Source organism: Streptomyces sp. AM8-1-1, assembly GCF_032229325.1.
GTDB lineage: Bacteria > Actinomycetota > Actinomycetes > Streptomycetales > Streptomycetaceae > Streptomyces > Streptomyces achmelvichensis.
The window spans coordinates 7,221,286-7,237,148 of sequence record NZ_CP135086.1; the positions used below are offsets into that span (position 1 = coordinate 7,221,286).

Sequence of the window (15,863 nt, forward strand, 5' to 3'; positions counted from 1 at the left end):
GGATGCCGTCGAGAGCATGGGGCACGCGTCGGATCGGGAGCAGAACCACATCGTGAGCAGCGAGAACGGTGTCACCGGGGCAGGGGAAGCACAGGAGCACGACGAGACGGTGTGGGACGTGGTCGTCGTCGGCGCCGGGCCCGCGGGGGCATCGGCGGCATACGCGGCGGCGGTGGCCGGCCGTCAGGTGCTGCTGCTGGAGAAGGCCGAACTGCCGCGCTACAAGACCTGCGGCGGCGGCATCATCGGCCCCTCGCGCGACAGCCTGCCGCCCGGCTTCGAGCTGCCTCTGCTCGACCGGGTGCACGCGGTCACCTTCTCGATGAACGGCAAGCTGGCGCGTACGCGCCGGTCCCGGAGGATGCTCTTCGGGCTGATCAACCGGCCGGAGTTCGACGCCGGACTCGTCGAGCAGGCGCAGAAGGCGGGCGCGATTCTGCGCACGGGCGTCACCGTCTCCCGCGTCGAGCAGCACGGGCCCGCGGTCCCCGACCGGCGCACGGTCGCCGTGGTCACGTCGGACGGCGAGACCGTCCTGACCCGCGCGGTCGTGGGAGCCGACGGCAGCGCCAGCCGCATAGGGGCGCATGTCGGTGTGAAGCTCGACCAGGTGGATCTCGGCCTGGAGGCGGAGATCCCGGTGCCCGCGTCGGTGGCGGAGGACTGGGCGGGCCGGGTGCTCATCGACTGGGGCCCGATGCCGGGGAGCTACGGCTGGGTGTTCCCCAAGGGGGAGACGCTCACCGTCGGCGTGATCTCGGCTCGCGGAGAGGGCGCGGCGACCAAGCGCTATCTGGAGGACTTCATCGCCCGGCTGGGACTCGCCGGCTTCGAACCCTCGATCTCCTCCGGACACCTCACCCGGTGCCGCAGCGACGACTCACCGCTGTCCCGGGGCCGGGTGCTGGTGTGCGGCGACGCGGCAGGGCTGCTGGAGCCGTGGACCCGCGAGGGGATCTCCTTCGCGCTGCGCTCGGGCCGGCTCGCGGGGGAGTGGGCGGTACGGATCTCGGAGGCCCACGACGCCGTGGACGCCCGCCGCCAGGCGCTGAACTACGCCTTCGCGATCAAGGCCGGTCTCGGTGTCGAGATGGGCGTCGGACGGCTCATGCTGAAGATCTTCGAGCGCCGTCCCGGGCTGCTGCACGCGGCCATCAGCGGCTTCCGTCCGGCGTGGAAGGCGTTCGCGGACATCACCCGCGGTTCGACGACGCTCGCCGGCATCGTGCGGACGAACGGGATGGCCCGGCGGGCGCTGGAGGCGCTGGACCGGCGCGGGGGCTGACGGCTCCGGCGTTGGTGGGCTCTGAACGGTGCGGCGACCGGGTTCCGGCGTTGGTGGGCTGTGGCGGTACGGCGGCCGAGTTAGGCGGTGCCGCGGTTGGGGTTCCGGCGGTGCCGCGTCCCGGCGGGGCCGCGCCCGGGTTCTGACGGTGTTCGAGCCGGCGCCGGTGGTGCGCCGGAGCGCCGGTTCTGTGGTCCTAGCGCGGGCGGACGCGGCACGCGAACTCCGGTCCCGACGGGGGCGCACCGGCTCAGTCGGTCACGGTGAGCCGGAAGACCGGGTGCTTGTGGGCCGCGGCGAGCAGCTCCTCGTCCGTGGACTTGGCGTTCACGTCGCCGAAGAAGCGCCCGACCTCCCAGCCCCAGCGCTCGAGGTACGTACGGAGCAGGGTGGGCTTCTCCTCGTCGGCGAGCTCGACGGCGGTGAAGTGCTGGGTCTTGCGGCCGAGCTGCAGGCGGCCACCGCCGGCGGCCCGCAGATTGCGCACCCACTGCGAGTGGCCGCGGGCGGAGATCAGATAGGGCCCGCCCTCGTAGGGGAGGGGGTTGACCGGGATGCTTCTCCATTCACCGCTCGTACGGCCGCGGACGGAGAGCTCCGCGGTGCCCATGAGGCTGATGCCCCGGCGGGCGAGCCAGGCGATCGAGCCGTTGACGATGGTGTCGAGGCGGCCGGGCTTGATGTAGTGCGTCTGCGACATGACGGTCCTCGGGTTCGCATGGTGTGGTGCTCGGTATCGAGAGCACTGCTCTCGCTTAAGAGCAGTGTGCACCCGTGAGGCGATCCAAAGCAAGAGCAGTGCTCTCAAAAGTGGCGACGACCCGCCATTCAGATCAGCGCTCTCGGAATAGTGCGGTGCTCCGAACCGTGAGAGACTGCGCCCCATGACCACGATCCGTGGGGCCAGGGAACGAGCCCGTATCGAAGTGACCGCCGCCATCAAGGACGAGGCGCGCAAGCAGCTCGCGGCCGAGGGCGCCTCGAAGCTGTCGCTGCGCGCCGTCGCCCGTGAGCTGGGCATGGTTTCCTCCGCCCTCTACCGGTACTTCCCGAGTCGCGACGATCTCCTGACCGCCCTGATCGTGGACGCCTACGACGCGGTGGGTGCCGCCGCCGAGGCGGCGCTCGCCGGTGCGTCCGCCGCCGGCCCGGCCCACCCCGTCGCCCGCTGGACCGCGGTCTGCTCCGCCATCCGTACGTGGGCGCTCGACCACCCCCATGAGTACGCCCTGATCTACGGCTCGCCGGTGCCCGGCTACAGCGCGCCCATGGACACCGTCGGACCCGCGTCCCGCGTCGGCCTCGCCCTGATCTCGGTCGCCCGTGACGCCCACCGCGCCGACGGTCTGGCGCTCCCGCCGCTGGAGGAGGCGCTGCGCGCCGAGGCCGACCGGCTCACCGCCGACATCGCCCCCGATCTGCCGGCGCCCGTCGTCGTGGCCCTCGTCGCCTCCTGGTCCCAGCTGTTCGGGCTCATCTCCTTCGAGCTCTTCGGCCAGTTCAACCGTGTCGTCGAGGAACGCGACGTCTTCTTCGCCCACACGGCGGCCCGCCTCGCGCACGAAGTCGGACTGCGGAGCCCGCGGGTCGCCGGAGCCTGATCCTGACGCGGGCGGGCCGACGTCGGCCTCGGCGCGGCTTGCGGGGAGCGCGCGCCCGGCGCCGAGCCACGTACCGCCCCCGCCCCCGCCCCCACCCCCGCCCCACCCACAAGCCCCGCCCTCGCCTCCCGTACTCCACAGGGAGTACTCCTGATCGCCACGCCCGGCTGACGCCCCGCGGCCCGGTGCGCGTCTAGCGTGGCCGTATGGATGAGCAGCACACGCGTGCCCGGGGCGGCGGTCCCCCCTGGGTGCGGCGTCCGGGGGGAGAACCGCCACCACCATTGCGTCTGTGGGAGGCGCGTCGCAACGCCCAGGTGATTCCCTGGCCGTCGACGCTGGCCCTCGCCGTCTTCGTGTTCGTCGGCTCGCGTTACGCCGCGATGGGCCAGCCGGACCGGGTGAGTCTCGACGCGCTCGCACGCGTCCTCCTGCTCGCGGGCCCGGCCGTCCTGCTGCTCCGCAACCGGTGGCCCGTCGTCTCCGTCTTCGGCGTCTGCGCCGTCACCCTCGTCTACTTCGCTTTGGGCTACCCGTACGGACCGGTCTTCATCTCCGTCGCGGTCGGCGCCTTCGCCGCGGTGACCTCCGGCCACCGGCGTGCGGCCTGGTGGGCCGTCGGAGGGCTGTGGGCCGGGCATCTGCTCGTCGCGCACTGGCTCTACCGGTATCTGCCCCCGGGCAAGGACGACGCGGCGCCGTGGGGGCAGGAACTGGTGATCGCCGCCTGGGTGGTGGCTATCCTCGCCGCCTCGGAGCTCGTCCGCGTCCGGCGCGAGGTCTGGGCACGCGAGCGCGTGGAGCGGGCGGCCGCCGAGAAGCGCCGCGCCGACGAGGAGCGGCTGCGCATCGCGCGCGAACTGCACGACGTGCTCGCGCACTCGATCTCGGTCATCAACGTCCAGGCGGGTGTCGGTCTCGCGCTCCTCGACTCCGACCCCGAGCAGGCACGGACCGCACTCACCACCATCAAGGCGGCCAGCAAGGAGGCGTTGGGCGAGGTCCGTCAGGTGCTGGACACGCTGCGTACGCCCGGAGACGCCCCGCGTGCACCGGCTCCGGGACTCGACCGGCTCCCCGAACTCGTCGACCAGGCCGCGAGCGCCGGCCTCACCGTGGAGATCGAGACGGAGGGGACGCCGATCCCGCTGTCGCCCGGTACTGATCTCGCGGCCTTCCGGATCGTGCAGGAAGGCCTCACCAACGTGGTGCGGCACTCGGGTTCGCGCGCCGCGCGGGTGCGGATCGCCTACGCGCCCGGCCGGCTCGACCTCCGCATCGACGACGACGGACCGGCCACCGGCTCCGAGGCAGGCGGGAGCGGCAACGGGCTGGCGGGAATGCGGGAGCGGGCCGCCGCGCTGGGTGGCACGATCGAGGCGGGTCCGCGCGCCGACGGCGGGTTCCGCGTCCGGGCCGTCCTTCCCGTGCAGCCGAAGGAGACGATGTGATCCGCGTACTGCTCGCCGATGACCAGCTGTTGGTCCGAGCCGGGTTCAGGGCCCTGCTGGACGCCCAGCAGGACATCGAGGTGGCCGGTGAGGCCGCCGACGGCGAGGAGGCGGTGCGGCTGGTGCGCGAACTGACCCCGGACGTCGTGCTGATGGACATCCGGATGCCCCTGCTCGACGGGCTCGCGGCCACCCGCAGGATCACCGGCGACGAGCGGCTCCACGACGTGAAGGTCGTCATGCTGACCACCTTCGAGCTCGACGAGTACGTCTTCGAGGCGATCCGCGCCGGCGCCTCGGGCTTTCTGGTGAAGGACACCGAACCGGAGGAACTGCTGCGCGCGGTACGGGCGGTGGTGGCCGGCGACGCCCTGCTGTCGCCCGGGGTGACGCGGCGTCTGATCGCGGAGTTCGCGGCCCGTTCCAAGGAGCCGAAGGACGCGGAGGGCCTCGGTGAACTCACCGAGCGCGAACGCGAGGTGATGGCCCTGGTCGGTATCGGCCTGTCGAACGAGGAGATCGCGCGCCGGCTGGTCGTCAGTCCTCTGACGGCCAAGACGCACGTCAGCCGCACGATGGTGAAGCTGGGGGCCCGCGATCGGGCCCAACTCGTCGTCCTGGCCTATGAGTCGGGGTTGGTGCGGCCCGGCTGGCTGGGCTGAGCAGGCGCGGTCGAGAACCGCCACAGCACGGTCACCAGCCGCAGGACGAAGGCGATGGCGGCAGCGGCGGCGCCGGCGAGGAGCAGACCGTGTTCGACGGCGTACGGCATCGTGAACATGGCCTTGGGTCCGGCGATCACGCCGAAGACCACCGCGGCGACGAGCACCGCACTCAACAGCGCATAGCCGATCTCGACCGTGATCGCGTCACGGTCCGCCTGTGTCCGCCGTCTCTTGTTCGGCACGCCCGCCCCCTCCGGCTCCATGTCCGAAGTGTCACAGGACGGTGGCCGGCGGGCAAGGAGCCCACCGGCCACCGTCTCCCCCGTGGAAGGGCGGCGTCGGTCGCCGCCGCCCCGGAAGCGTCCGCCGGTCCTCGCCGGACGCTCCCTGCGAGCGGGGTGCCGGTCAGTCGCCGACCGTCACCCGCTCGGGCTCGGGTTGGGGCACCGACGTGGCGACCACTACGCCGCCGCCGGTGCGCCGGGTGCGCAGCCCGGTCAGGGTGATGAGCAGCCCCGCCGCCGCGACGACGGTCACCACCGCGAGGCCCGGGCGGAAGCTGTCCAGCACCTGCTGGGGAGAGTCTCCGGTGTCGCCGGCGGTGATCACCGCGGTCACCACGGCGAGGAAGATCGCACCGCCGACCTGGATCGACGTGTTGAGCAGACCGGAGACCATGCCCTGCTCGTGGTCCTCGACGCCGTTGGTGGCCTGGATGTTGAGCGAGGGGAAGACCAGCGCGCACGCAGCGCCGAGCAGCAGCATCGACGGCAGGATGACCGCCGCGTAGCTCGGTGCGAGGTCGATCCTCAGGAACAGGGCGTACGCGACGACGAGGAATCCGAAGCCGAGGGCGATCACGCGCGGCGTGCCGAAGCGGTCCACGACGGAGCCGATCTTCGTCGACGAGAGCGCCACGAGTGCCCCCGCGGGCAGGAAGGCCAGCGCCGTCTCCAGGGCGGACCAGCCGAGCAGGGACTGCATGTACTGGGTGACGAGGAACTGGAAACCGACGTACGAGCCGAAGAAGAAGGCCGCGCCGAGGTTCGCGCGGATCTGGCTGCCGGAGCGCAGTACGCCCAGCCGGATCAGGGGGTGGGAGCTGCGGCGCTCGATGGTGACGAAGGCGGTGAGCAGGGCGGCCACGGCGAGGAAGGACAGCAGCGTACGGGCGGATGCCCAGCCCACCTCCGGTGCCTGGACGACGGTGAAGACGAGCAGGAGCATCGAGGCCGTGCCGGTGACGGCTCCGGGCAGGTCGTACCCCTTTCCGGAGTCCTCGCGGCTGCTGCGCGGGATGAGCTTGATGCCGGCGACCAGGGCGATCAGGGCGATGGGCGCGGGAAGCAGCATGGTGAGGCGCCAGCTGACCTCGGTGAGCAGGCCCGACAGCACGAGGCCCATGGAGAAGCCGGTGGCGGCGCAGGTGGTGTAGATGGCCAGCGCTCGGTTGCGCTGCGGGCCTTCCTTGAAGGTCGTGGTGATGATCGACAGTCCGGCGGGCGCCGTGAACGCGGCGCTCAGGCCCTTGATGAAACGGCTGGCGATCAGCAGCGGTCCGGAGTCGACGAGCCCGCCGAGCAGGGAGGCGACGGCGAAGACGGCGAGTGCGATGAGGAAGACCCGGCGGCGGCCGAGGAGGTCGGCGGCGCGGCCGCCGAGGAGCAACAGGCCGCCGTAGCCGAGGATGTAGCCGCTGACGATCCACTGCAGGGTCGAGGTGGACAGATCGAGATCGGTGGCGATCGACGGCAGGGCGACGCCGACCATCGAGACATCGAGCGCGTCGAGGAACATCGCGGCGCAGAGCACGAGCAGCGTGCCCCACAGCCGAGGGCTCCAGCGCTCCTGCGCCAAGGGGACGTTGGGCGGAGAGATCATGTGCAGCACAGTACATGCACATGCATTCAATGCAAGTGCATTTAATTCCGATGCAACAAAGTGGGGTTTTCTGCTAGCGTGCGCCCATGGCAGCGAACAAGTCCGAGCGCGCACTCGTCGACGAGTGGCGCGATGTGCTGGCGCTGCACGCCCGGACGATGTGCGAGCTCGACCGCGAGCTCCATCACCACGGGCTCGGTGCCAGCGACTTCGAGGTCCTCGACGTACTCGCCGAGGAGTCGGCCGCCGACGGCGACTGTTCGTTCCGGGTGCAGGAACTCGCGGCCCGCGTCCACCTCAGCCAGAGCGCGCTGTCGCGTCTGGTGGCCCGCCTGGAGAAGGACGGGCTGGTCACCCGCGGTATGTGCAGCGAGGACCGCCGGGGTGTGCGGGTCGCGCTGACCGACGCGGGGCGAGCACGCCATGCCGAGGTCCAGCCGCTCCAGCGCGCCGTGCTCTCCCGCATGCTGCCGGGCGCCACGGCCTGAACGACGCTGTCCGAAACGGGGCGCCACGGCCGGAACGCCGCTGTCCGGACCGGGCGCCACGGCCTGAACCCGGCCACGCCTGCCCGGGCTGCCGTCCGCCTGAGCCCGCCCCGCCCCGGACCTGCGCTACGACCAGGTGACGGAGGACTTCTCCCGCCACTCCCGGGCGAGTTCCGTGTCGCCCGCGACGGTGACGGCGCTCAGGGGCAGCCGGTTCCACAGCGTGAGATAGAGCTGCTCGGCGGTGCCGATGAGCTCGCAGTCCGCGGCGACCTCCGCGATCGGTTCCGTACGCGGTGCGTCCGTCGAGATCCACATGGTCCACACGTCGTCCGTGTCGAGCGGCCTTACGCGCAGGGCGCGGGGCACCTCGGAGCGCAGCCGGCTCCGGGTGCGGCCGTGGAAGCCGCAGAGCAGTTCGTCGATGCCGTCGACGGCGAAGTCGGCAGGCACCGGGCCGGGTTTGCCGCTCAGGGCGGACTCGGCGTCGGCGCGGTGGATCGCCGTCTCGTGCGCCTGTCGCCGGGCCCAGAACGCGAGCGGAGACGGGGCGGGAAGGAAGGTCCAGCACCGCACATCGGCCGGTGACTCGGTCAGTGCCCCGACGAGGAGGCCGTGGCCCTCGCGGAACCACTCGATCAGTTCGTCGCCGTCGAGGTCGTTCTCGGGTACGGCGGGACGGAACTCCTCATGGCCTTCCGCCACGAACGCGGTGGCCCAGCGGTGCACCATGCCGATGTGACGCAGCAGGTCACGCATCTGCCAGCCCGGGCATGTGGGCACCGGCGTCGCCGGGTCCGTCCGGGTGGCCGCGGCGGCCAGCAACTGGCCCTCCCGTACGAGTGATGTGATCAGCTCGGCGGTCTCCATGCCGCAGATTGTGCCACTCGGTTCATGTCCGGTGGGGCCGTCGCGTCAGGCGACCGGCGTGAATGCGCCCCCCTGTGCGCCCCCTCTGGCAGGGCCCCGGTGGTGTGCGCCGACGAGCGGTCAGGCGTCCTGCGGCGCGGTCGCGTTCCGGGCCGCCCATCCGATCAGTGCCGCACCCGCGGCCAGTGCCGCGACCGTGGTGAGCGCGACGGGCAGCGAGAACCAGTCGGCGAGGAACCCGATCGCGGGCGGTCCCAGCAGCATGCCGCCGTATCCGAGCGTGGAAGCGGCGGCGACCCCGCCGGGGCCGGCGAGTGCGCCCGCCCGGGCCACGGCCACCGGGAAGATGTTGGCCAGGCCGAGGCCCGCCACCGCGAAGCCGAGCAGCGCGAGCCACACGGTCGGGGCGAGCGAGCCCAGCAGCATGCCGGCCGCAGCCGTCGTGCCGCCCGCGACCAGCGTGCGGGTCTGTCCGAGCCGCTCCAGCAGGGTCGTCCCGGTGAGACGGCCGGCCGTCATCGCGAGGGCGAACAGGGAGTATCCGAGGGCGGCCACGCCCGGGTGGGCGTCCAGGTCCTGCTCCAGGTGGAGCGCGCCCCAGTCGGCCATCGCGCCCTCGCCGTACGCCGTGCAGAGCGCGATCACGCCGAAGACCGTGACGAGCCTGCGGGTTCGGCCCGTGAGCCGGCGCGGCACCGGGTCCTCCTGGGCGCGCTCGGTGACCGGAGCCGTCCGGCCGAGCAGCACCCGGCCGACGACGGCCGTGACCAGCAGGCCGATGACGGCGAGGAGCAACAGATGCACGGTGGGGGACAGGCCGCCGGCCACCAGGGCTCCCAGCCCCGCACCGACCATGCCGCCGAGGCTGAACGCCGCGTGGAAGCTCGGCATCACCGGCCGACGGAGCGCGGCGACCAGGTCGACCGCGGCGCTGTTCATCGCCACGTTGATCCCGCCGTACGCGGCGCCGAAGACGAGCAGGACGAGACCGAGGGCGAGCGTCGAGTGCGTCAGCGCGGGCAGCGCGATGCTGAGCGACATCAGTACGGCACTGGCGACGGTGACCGGATGGCTGCCGAAGCGGCGGCACAGCCGGCCCGTGAGGGTCATCGTCACGACCGCGCCCGCCGAGACGCCGAGCAGCGCGAGCCCGAGGTCGCTCGCGGATGCTCCGGTCTGTTGCTTGATCGCGGGAATGCGGACCACCCAGCCGGCGAAGAGAAAGCCGTCCAGGGCGAAGAACACGGTGAGGGCGGTGCGGAGGCGGGACAGGGGGAGTGGGGCGGTGTTTCCGCTCGGGCCCCCCGGTGCGGCCGTCCGTAGTTTGTTTAGTTGCGGCACAAACTCAGCATAGGGGTGGGGGCCCGATCCGGACAAGGCGGCTGCGCAACGGCTGGATCATGGGAGACTCGCCACCATGAACGGCAAGGCGACGAGCACCAGATCAAGGCTGGAGAGGGGCCGCAGCGCGCTCGGCCCCGCGCTGGAACTGGTTCACACCGGACGCGCGCCCACCCGCGCCGTGCTCACCGCCGAACTCGGGGTCACCCGTGCCACGGCCGGAGCGGTCGCCGCCGAGCTGGAGGCGCTGGGCCTGATCCGGGTGGACTCCCGCCCCGGCGCGGCCGCCGGATCGCAGGGCCGTCCCTCCCACCGGCTCTCCGTCGACGACACGGGCCCGGTCGTCCTCGCCGCCCAGGTGCACGCCGACGGTTTCCGCGCGGCCCTCGTGGCACTCGGCGGCCGGACCGTCGCCACCGCCCCCGGCTGTGTCACCGTCTCCGCCGACCCCGCCCAGGTGCTCGGCGAGGTCGTGGCCGCGGGCGCCGCGCTGCTGCGCGAGAGCGGCCGGCGCTGCGTGGGCGCCGGCCTCGCCGTGCCGTCCGCCGTCGCCGAACCCGAGGGCACCGCCCTCAACCCGCTCCACCTCGCCTGGCCCGCGGGCGCTCCGGTACGCGACATCTTCGCCGAGCGGGTACGGGCCGCGGGCATCGAGGGACCTGCCTTCACCGGCAACGACGTCAACCTCGCCGCCCTCGCCGAGCACCGGCACGGCGCGGGCCGCGGCGCGCAGCACCTGCTCTGCGTCGCCACCGGCCACCGCGGCGTCGGCGGCGCGCTCGTCCTCGACGGACGGCTGCACACCGGCAGCGCGGGCCTCGCGCTGGAGGTCGGCCATCTGACGGTCAACCCCGAGGGCCGCGCATGCCACTGCGGAAGCCGCGGCTGCCTCGACGTCGAGGCCGACCCGCTCGCCTTCCTCACCGCCGCGGGCCGTGACCCCGGCCCCGAGGTCTCCCTGCTGGAGCAGTCGAGGGAACTACTGCGCACGGAGTATGCCGATCCCGGCGTCCGAGCCGCCTGCGAGGAGCTGATCGACCGTCTGGGCCTCGGGCTCGCCGGGCTCGTCAACATCCTCAACCCCGACCGCATCATCCTCGGCGGACTGCACCGCGAGCTGCTGGGTGCGGACCCCGAGCGGTTGCGGGCCGTCGTCGCCGACCGCAGTCTGTGGGGGCGCAGCGGCGGTGTGCCGATCCTCCCCTGCACGCTCGACCACAACAGCCTGGTCGGGGCGGCCGAACTGGCGTGGCAGCCGGTCCTGGACGACCCGCTGGGCGCACTGCTCTGACCTCGCCGTCCCCTGCCGGCAGGACGGGGACGCACGGGTACTCGTCCGGGGCATCGGCGGCACTTCTCCGGGGCATGCGCCGGCACTCGTCCGGGGGCATGATGGACGCTTCGCGACGTATGAGCGGGTAGTCGACGACCTATGACCCACAAGCCCGCCGGTGCACAGCCCCCTGCGCACCGGTTCCAGCACCTGCGCGACAGGTTCATGGCCTCCTGGGCCGGCCTCGTGTGGTCGCGCGGTCGCGAGCTGGAGCTGATGCACCGGGCCATGGGATTCGCCGCGCTCGGCTTCCTCACCCTCGTGCCGCTGCTGATCGTGGTCGCGGCGGCCGACCCGGCGAGCGGCCAGGGATTCGCCCGGTGGCTCGGGCAGGCGCTGGGAGTCTCCCCGGCCTCCGAGGACGAGGTCGGGCGGCTCTTCGGAGTGCCGGGTGCCGCCTTGCAGCGCACCACCGCTTTCGGTCTCGCAGCGCTCACCGTCTTCGGTCTGACCTTCGGCTCCGTGGTGCAGACGGGCTACGAGAAGGTGTGGGACCTGCCGACGGCCCGCTGGCACACCATGTGGCGGCACGTCGTCTTCCTCGCCCTGCTGATCTGCTTCCTGCTGGCCTTCGTCAACACGCCCAACCCGCTGGACTCCGCCCTCGGCGCCGCGATCGGTGTCCTGGCGGACCTGATCGGCACCTGCGCCTTCTTCTGGGTCGCCCAACGTGTGCTCCTCGGCGGCCGGGTCCGCTGGTGCGCCCTGTTCCCCGGGGCGGCCGCCACGGCCCTCGGTCTGCTCGGGCTGCGGATCTTCTCGCAGCTCGTCTTCTCCCCGCTGATCGCGTCGAACACCGTGGTCTACGGCCCGATCGGGACCGTCCTCGTCATCCAGTCCTGGCTCGTCGGAGTCGGCGTGGTGGTCTACGGCGGCGCGATCATCGGGCGCATCATCCACGAACGCCGCGTCCACCGCCGGATGGCGGAGGCGGACGAGGAGTGACACGGCCCCGGGCCGGGTGCGGCACGGATCTGCGCCACCGGGCCCCTCGCCCCTGACCCACGGCCGTAGGGACAGGGCTGAGCCCTCACCCCCGCCGGAGCGGGGAGCAGCCGTGAAAGCCCTGCGTACTCCCCGGGTGGTACGCGCACTGCCGCTGGCCGTACGACGACGTCGGCCCCCTGCGGCGGGAGCCTCGGTAGCGACAAGGAATCACGCACCACCATCGCCACCGAGGAGTTGACCGAGATGAACACCCTGGCGCACACAGGCGGGCCCGGCCCGTGGATGCTCTTCTTCCCGCTGGTCTGGGCGGCCGTCGTCGTCGGCGTCGTCACACTGGCGCGCCGCACCGGCTTCCGGCGCGGACGCCGCGGCCCCGGCCCCTGGAACCAGCGCCCCGCACACGGCGAGAACTCGCCGATCGCCCTGCTCGGCCGCCGGTTCGCCGCCGGTGAGATCGACGAGGACGAGTACTGGCGCCGGCTGTCCGTGCTCGACGAGCAGTTCGGCCGCGTCGGCAAGGACGGTGCGGTGTGAACACCACGACCGCGACCACCCCCCTGTCCGCGACCCGGACGCGGGCCGCCGCGCGCGTCGTCGACGCCGTGAAGGTCTACGGCAGGGGCGACACCGAGGTGAGGGCCCTGGACGGGGTGAGCGTCGACTTCCCGGCCGGCCGTTTCACCGCGATCATGGGGCCCTCGGGCTCCGGCAAGTCCACGCTGATGCACTGCGCTGCCGGGCTCGACACCCTGACATCGGGCTCGGCCCTCATCGGCGACACCGACCTCAGCTCACTCGACGACCGCAGGCTCACCCTGTTGCGCCGCGAGCGCATCGGCTTCGTCTTCCAGGCGTTCAACCTCATCCCCACGCTCACCGTCACCGAGAACATCACCCTCCCCATGGACCTCGCCGGCGACCGGCCGGACCAGGAGTGGCTCGACGCGCTCATCGACACCGTGGGACTGCGCGACCGCCTCGGCCACCGGCCGGCCGAACTCTCCGGCGGCCAGCAGCAACGGGTCGCCGTGGCACGCGCCTTCGCCGGCCGGCCCGACGTCGTCTTCGCCGACGAGCCCACCGGCAACCTCGACTCCCGTTCGGGCGAAGAGGTACTGCGCCTGCTGGGCCGTGCGGTGCGCCGGACCGAGCGGACGGTGGTGATGGTCACCCATGATCCCGTCGCCGCCGCGCACGCCGACGAGGTCGTCTTCCTGGCCGACGGACGGCTCGTCGACCGGATGGAAGCCCCGACCGCCGAGCGCGTCCTGGACCGTCTGAAGGCGTTCGACACGCGCGACCGCGACACCTCTGCGGAGGCGACAGCATGAGCAGCAGCCGCGCGTCCCTGCGCCTCAGCCTCAGCTCACTGCGGGCCCACAAGCGGCGCTTCGCGGGAACGTTCACCGCCGTCCTGCTCGGGGTGGCCTTCCTCACCGGCACCCTCGTCATGGGCGACACGCTGCGCGGCAGCTTCGACACGATGTTCGCCAGTGCCAATGGCGGCACCGACGCCGTCGTCCGCAGCTCCAACGTCGTCACGGTCCCCGGTGACGCCCAGGGGACCCGGCAGAACGTCCCCACCGACCTCGCCGCCCGCATCAAGGGGGTCGAGGGCGTCGCCGCCGCGGAGCCCAGCATCCAGGGCGCGGGACAGCTCGTGGGTGCCGACGGCAAGCCGATCGGCGGGCAGGGCCCTCCGACGGTCGCCGGCAACTGGATCGCCGACACCGAACTCAACCCGTATCAGCTCGCCGAGGGCCGCGCCCCCGCCCGTACCGGCGAAGTCGTCGTCAACCGCGGCGCCGCCGAGACGGGCGGGCTGGAGATCGGCGACCGCACCGTCCTGCGCACCCCCGACCCGGTACGGGTCACGGTCGTGGGGCTGGCCACCTTCGGCGGCGAGGACGGCATGGGGCAGGTGACCTTCACCGGTATGACCCGGGCCGACGCCGAGAAGTACCTCACCCCGAAGCCCGGTGAGGCAGCGTCCGTCCAGGTGCGGGCCGGGCCCGGCACCGGTCAGCAGGAACTGGTCGACGCGCTCCGCCCCGTGCTCCCCGCAGGCGTCGAGGCCATCACCGGACAGGCGTCCACCGAAGAGAACCAGGACATGATCTCCGGTCAGTTCCTGAGCCTGTTCACCACCTTGCTCCTGGTCTTCTCCGGCATCGTCCTGCTGGTCGCCACCCTCTCCATCTACAACACCTTCGCCATCGTCATCGCCCAGCGGACCCGCGAGAACGCGCTGCTGCGCGCCCTCGGAGCCTCCCGCCGCCAGATCGTCGGCTCGACTCTCGCCGAGGCGAGCGCCGTCGCGCTCGTCGCCTCCGGTGCCGGGCTGCTCGGCGGTATCGGTATCGCGGCAGGACTGCGGGCGCTGTTCCCGGTCATCGGATTCCCCTTCCCCGAGGGCGGCCTCGTGATCAGCGCTCTCTCCCTGCTGCTGCCGCTCGCCGTCGGGGTGCTCGTCTGCCTCGGCTCGGCGCTGATGCCGGCCGTGCGCGCCGGACGTACCGCCCCGCTGGCGGCCCTGCGCGAGACGGCGGTCGACCGGTCGGCCGCCTCGGTGAAGCGTGCCCGCACCGGCGGGGCCGTGGCGCTCGCCGCCCTCGCCGTCATCCTCGCCGGCGTCCTCGCGGCCCCGTCCATCTGGCTTGCCGCCACCGGCGCGATCCTCGCCCTCGCCGCCTTCGTGGTGCTGGGCCCGGTCGCGTCCCCGTACGCCGTACGGATCCTGGGCGCACCGCTCGACCGGCTGCGCGGTGTCTCCGGCAGGCTGGCCCAGCGCAACGCCCTGCGCAGCCCGGGGCGCACGGCGGCGACCGCCACCGCCCTGATGATCGGCGTCGCGGTCGTCTCGCTCTTCACCGTCTTCGGCGCCTCGCTCAAGGCCACCATGGACCAGACGGTCTCGCGCTCCTTCGCGGGTGATGTCGCGGTCAGCGCACCCTCGTTCGGCGCGGGCGGCAGCGGGCTCAGCCCGAAGCTCGCCCCGGCCATCGCGGCGCTGCCCGAGGTGGAGACCGCCGTCGGTCTCGGCCAGGGCGTCGCCGAGGTCGACGGCGCGGGCCGTCAGCTGACGGTCACCGATCCGGTCGCCCTCGGCAGGGCGTTCGACCTCGGCACGGTCCGGGGCTCGCTCGACGGGCTCGGCAGCGACGGCATGGCCGTGGCGGCCACCGAGGCCGGGAAGCGGGGCTGGAAGCCGGGCTCGACGGCCGACGTCACCTTCACGGACGGCACGTCAAAGACCTTCACCGTGCGCGCCGTGTACGAACAGGCGGAACTCGCGGGCGACTACGTCATCACCCGCGCGGCCTGGGCCCCGCACCGCGGCCAGGACTCCGACACGCTGATCGCCGTCGGTTTCAAGGACGGTGTGCCGACCGCGGACGGCACGGCAGCCGTCGAGAAGACCGTGTCCGCCTACGGAAACCCCGAGGTGCAGACCCGCGAGGAGTACGCGCAGTCCGCGGCGGGCGCCATCGACATGATGCTCACGCTGGTCTACGCACTGCTCGCGCTGGCCGTCGTGATCGCGCTGCTGGGCATCGCCAACACGCTCACCCTCGCGATCCACGAACGCACCAGGGAACTGGGCCTGTTGCGGGCCGTCGGCCAGACGAGGACCCAGCTGCGCGCCATGGTGCGCTACGAGTCCGTGCTGGTCGCCGCGTTCGGCACGGCCGGCGGACTCGCACTCGGCGGACTGCTCGGCTGGGTGCTGGTCAAGGCGTCCGAAGGCACGGGCGACACGTCCTTCGCCTTCGCGGTGCCGCCCGTCCAACTGCTGGTGGTGGCACTCGTCGGCCTGGTCGCCGGAGCGGTCGCGGGCTGGCGGCCCGCGCGCCGTGCCGCGCGCCTGGACGTGCTGCGGGCCATCGCGACGGAGTAGGGGGTGTTTCAGAAGTCTCGCCCGCCCCGCGACGCCCCGGCACGCACACGCGCGATGTTGGCGGAGTCGTCCAAGTACGTCCCGTACGAGGGCAATCTCCCC

Annotated in this window: 15 protein-coding genes; 10 read left to right on the forward strand and 5 right to left on the reverse strand. The window is 72.6% G+C overall.

Annotated elements, in window-relative coordinates:
• Positions 1–16: 16 nt before the first annotated feature.
• Positions 17–1,285 (forward strand): geranylgeranyl reductase family protein, encoded by a 1,269-nt coding sequence (locus RPQ07_RS32305; RefSeq protein WP_313947759.1) that lies wholly within the window; start codon positions 17–19, stop codon positions 1,283–1,285.
• Between the two features lie 250 nt (positions 1,286–1,535).
• On the opposite strand, the gene RPQ07_RS32310 is transcribed toward RPQ07_RS32305, so the two are convergent.
• Entirely contained in the window at positions 1,536–1,985 is a 450-nt protein-coding gene (locus tag RPQ07_RS32310; protein WP_313947760.1) for a nitroreductase family deazaflavin-dependent oxidoreductase, read from the reverse strand.
• A 184-nt stretch (positions 1,986–2,169) separates the two neighbouring features.
• Between RPQ07_RS32310 and RPQ07_RS32315 the strand changes: the two genes are divergently transcribed.
• The 3 genes from RPQ07_RS32315 (at position 2,170) to RPQ07_RS32325 (ending at position 4,999) form a co-directional block, all read left to right on the forward strand.
• Positions 2,170–2,886 (forward strand): TetR/AcrR family transcriptional regulator, encoded by a 717-nt coding sequence (locus RPQ07_RS32315; RefSeq protein WP_313947761.1) that lies wholly within the window; start codon positions 2,170–2,172, stop codon positions 2,884–2,886.
• Positions 2,887–3,092: 206 nt separating this feature from the next.
• Entirely contained in the window at positions 3,093–4,337 is a 1,245-nt protein-coding gene (locus RPQ07_RS32320; RefSeq protein WP_313947762.1) for a sensor histidine kinase, read from the forward strand.
• Entirely contained in the window at positions 4,334–4,999 is a 666-nt protein-coding gene (locus tag RPQ07_RS32325) for a response regulator transcription factor (protein ID WP_313947763.1), read from the forward strand. The genes RPQ07_RS32320 and RPQ07_RS32325 overlap by 4 nt, the downstream gene beginning before the upstream one ends.
• Here the strand turns inward: RPQ07_RS32325 and RPQ07_RS32330 are convergent.
• A complete protein-coding gene (locus RPQ07_RS32330) occupies positions 4,960–5,265 on the reverse strand; it encodes a DUF6332 family protein (RefSeq protein ID WP_413777796.1) in 306 nt (101 codons plus the stop codon). The two genes, RPQ07_RS32325 and RPQ07_RS32330, sit on opposite strands and share 40 nt — an antisense overlap.
• 142 nt (positions 5,266–5,407) lie before the next feature.
• Positions 5,408–6,883 (reverse strand): MFS transporter, encoded by a 1,476-nt coding sequence (locus tag RPQ07_RS32335; RefSeq protein WP_313947765.1) that lies wholly within the window; start codon positions 6,881–6,883, stop codon positions 5,408–5,410.
• 86 nt (positions 6,884–6,969) lie between these two features.
• Here RPQ07_RS32335 and RPQ07_RS32340 point away from each other — a divergent pair, with 86 nt between their 5' ends.
• Entirely contained in the window at positions 6,970–7,371 is a 402-nt protein-coding gene (locus RPQ07_RS32340) for a MarR family transcriptional regulator (RefSeq protein WP_313947767.1), read from the forward strand.
• Between the two features lie 126 nt (positions 7,372–7,497).
• On the opposite strand, the gene RPQ07_RS32345 is transcribed toward RPQ07_RS32340, so the two are convergent.
• Both RPQ07_RS32345 and RPQ07_RS32350 read right to left on the reverse strand, forming a co-directional pair.
• Positions 7,498–8,241, reverse strand: a complete 744-nt coding sequence (locus tag RPQ07_RS32345; protein WP_313947768.1) for a maleylpyruvate isomerase family mycothiol-dependent enzyme — start codon at positions 8,239–8,241, stop codon at positions 7,498–7,500.
• 120 nt (positions 8,242–8,361) lie between these two features.
• Entirely contained in the window at positions 8,362–9,582 is a 1,221-nt protein-coding gene (locus RPQ07_RS32350) for an MFS transporter (protein WP_313947769.1), read from the reverse strand.
• 76 nt (positions 9,583–9,658) lie between these two features.
• Here RPQ07_RS32350 and RPQ07_RS32355 point away from each other — a divergent pair, with 76 nt between their 5' ends.
• From RPQ07_RS32355 to RPQ07_RS32375, 5 genes are all read left to right on the forward strand, one after another.
• Complete coding sequence (locus tag RPQ07_RS32355; protein ID WP_313947770.1) at positions 9,659–10,873, forward strand: ROK family protein; 1,215 nt, start codon at positions 9,659–9,661, stop codon at positions 10,871–10,873.
• Between the two features lie 141 nt (positions 10,874–11,014).
• On the forward strand, positions 11,015–11,860 hold the full coding sequence (locus RPQ07_RS32360) for a YhjD/YihY/BrkB family envelope integrity protein (protein ID WP_313947771.1): 846 nt from the start codon (positions 11,015–11,017) through the stop codon (positions 11,858–11,860).
• 246 nt (positions 11,861–12,106) lie between these two features.
• Positions 12,107–12,397, forward strand: coding sequence for an SHOCT domain-containing protein (locus tag RPQ07_RS32365; protein ID WP_313947772.1), 291 nt, complete (start codon positions 12,107–12,109; stop codon positions 12,395–12,397).
• Positions 12,394–13,194, forward strand: coding sequence for an ABC transporter ATP-binding protein (locus RPQ07_RS32370; RefSeq protein WP_313947773.1), 801 nt, complete (start codon positions 12,394–12,396; stop codon positions 13,192–13,194). The genes RPQ07_RS32365 and RPQ07_RS32370 overlap by 4 nt, the downstream gene beginning before the upstream one ends.
• Entirely contained in the window at positions 13,191–15,761 is a 2,571-nt protein-coding gene (locus RPQ07_RS32375; protein WP_313947774.1) for an ABC transporter permease, read from the forward strand. Before RPQ07_RS32370 ends, RPQ07_RS32375 begins: the two co-directional genes overlap by 4 nt.
• The last annotated feature ends 102 nt before the right edge of the window (positions 15,762–15,863 follow it).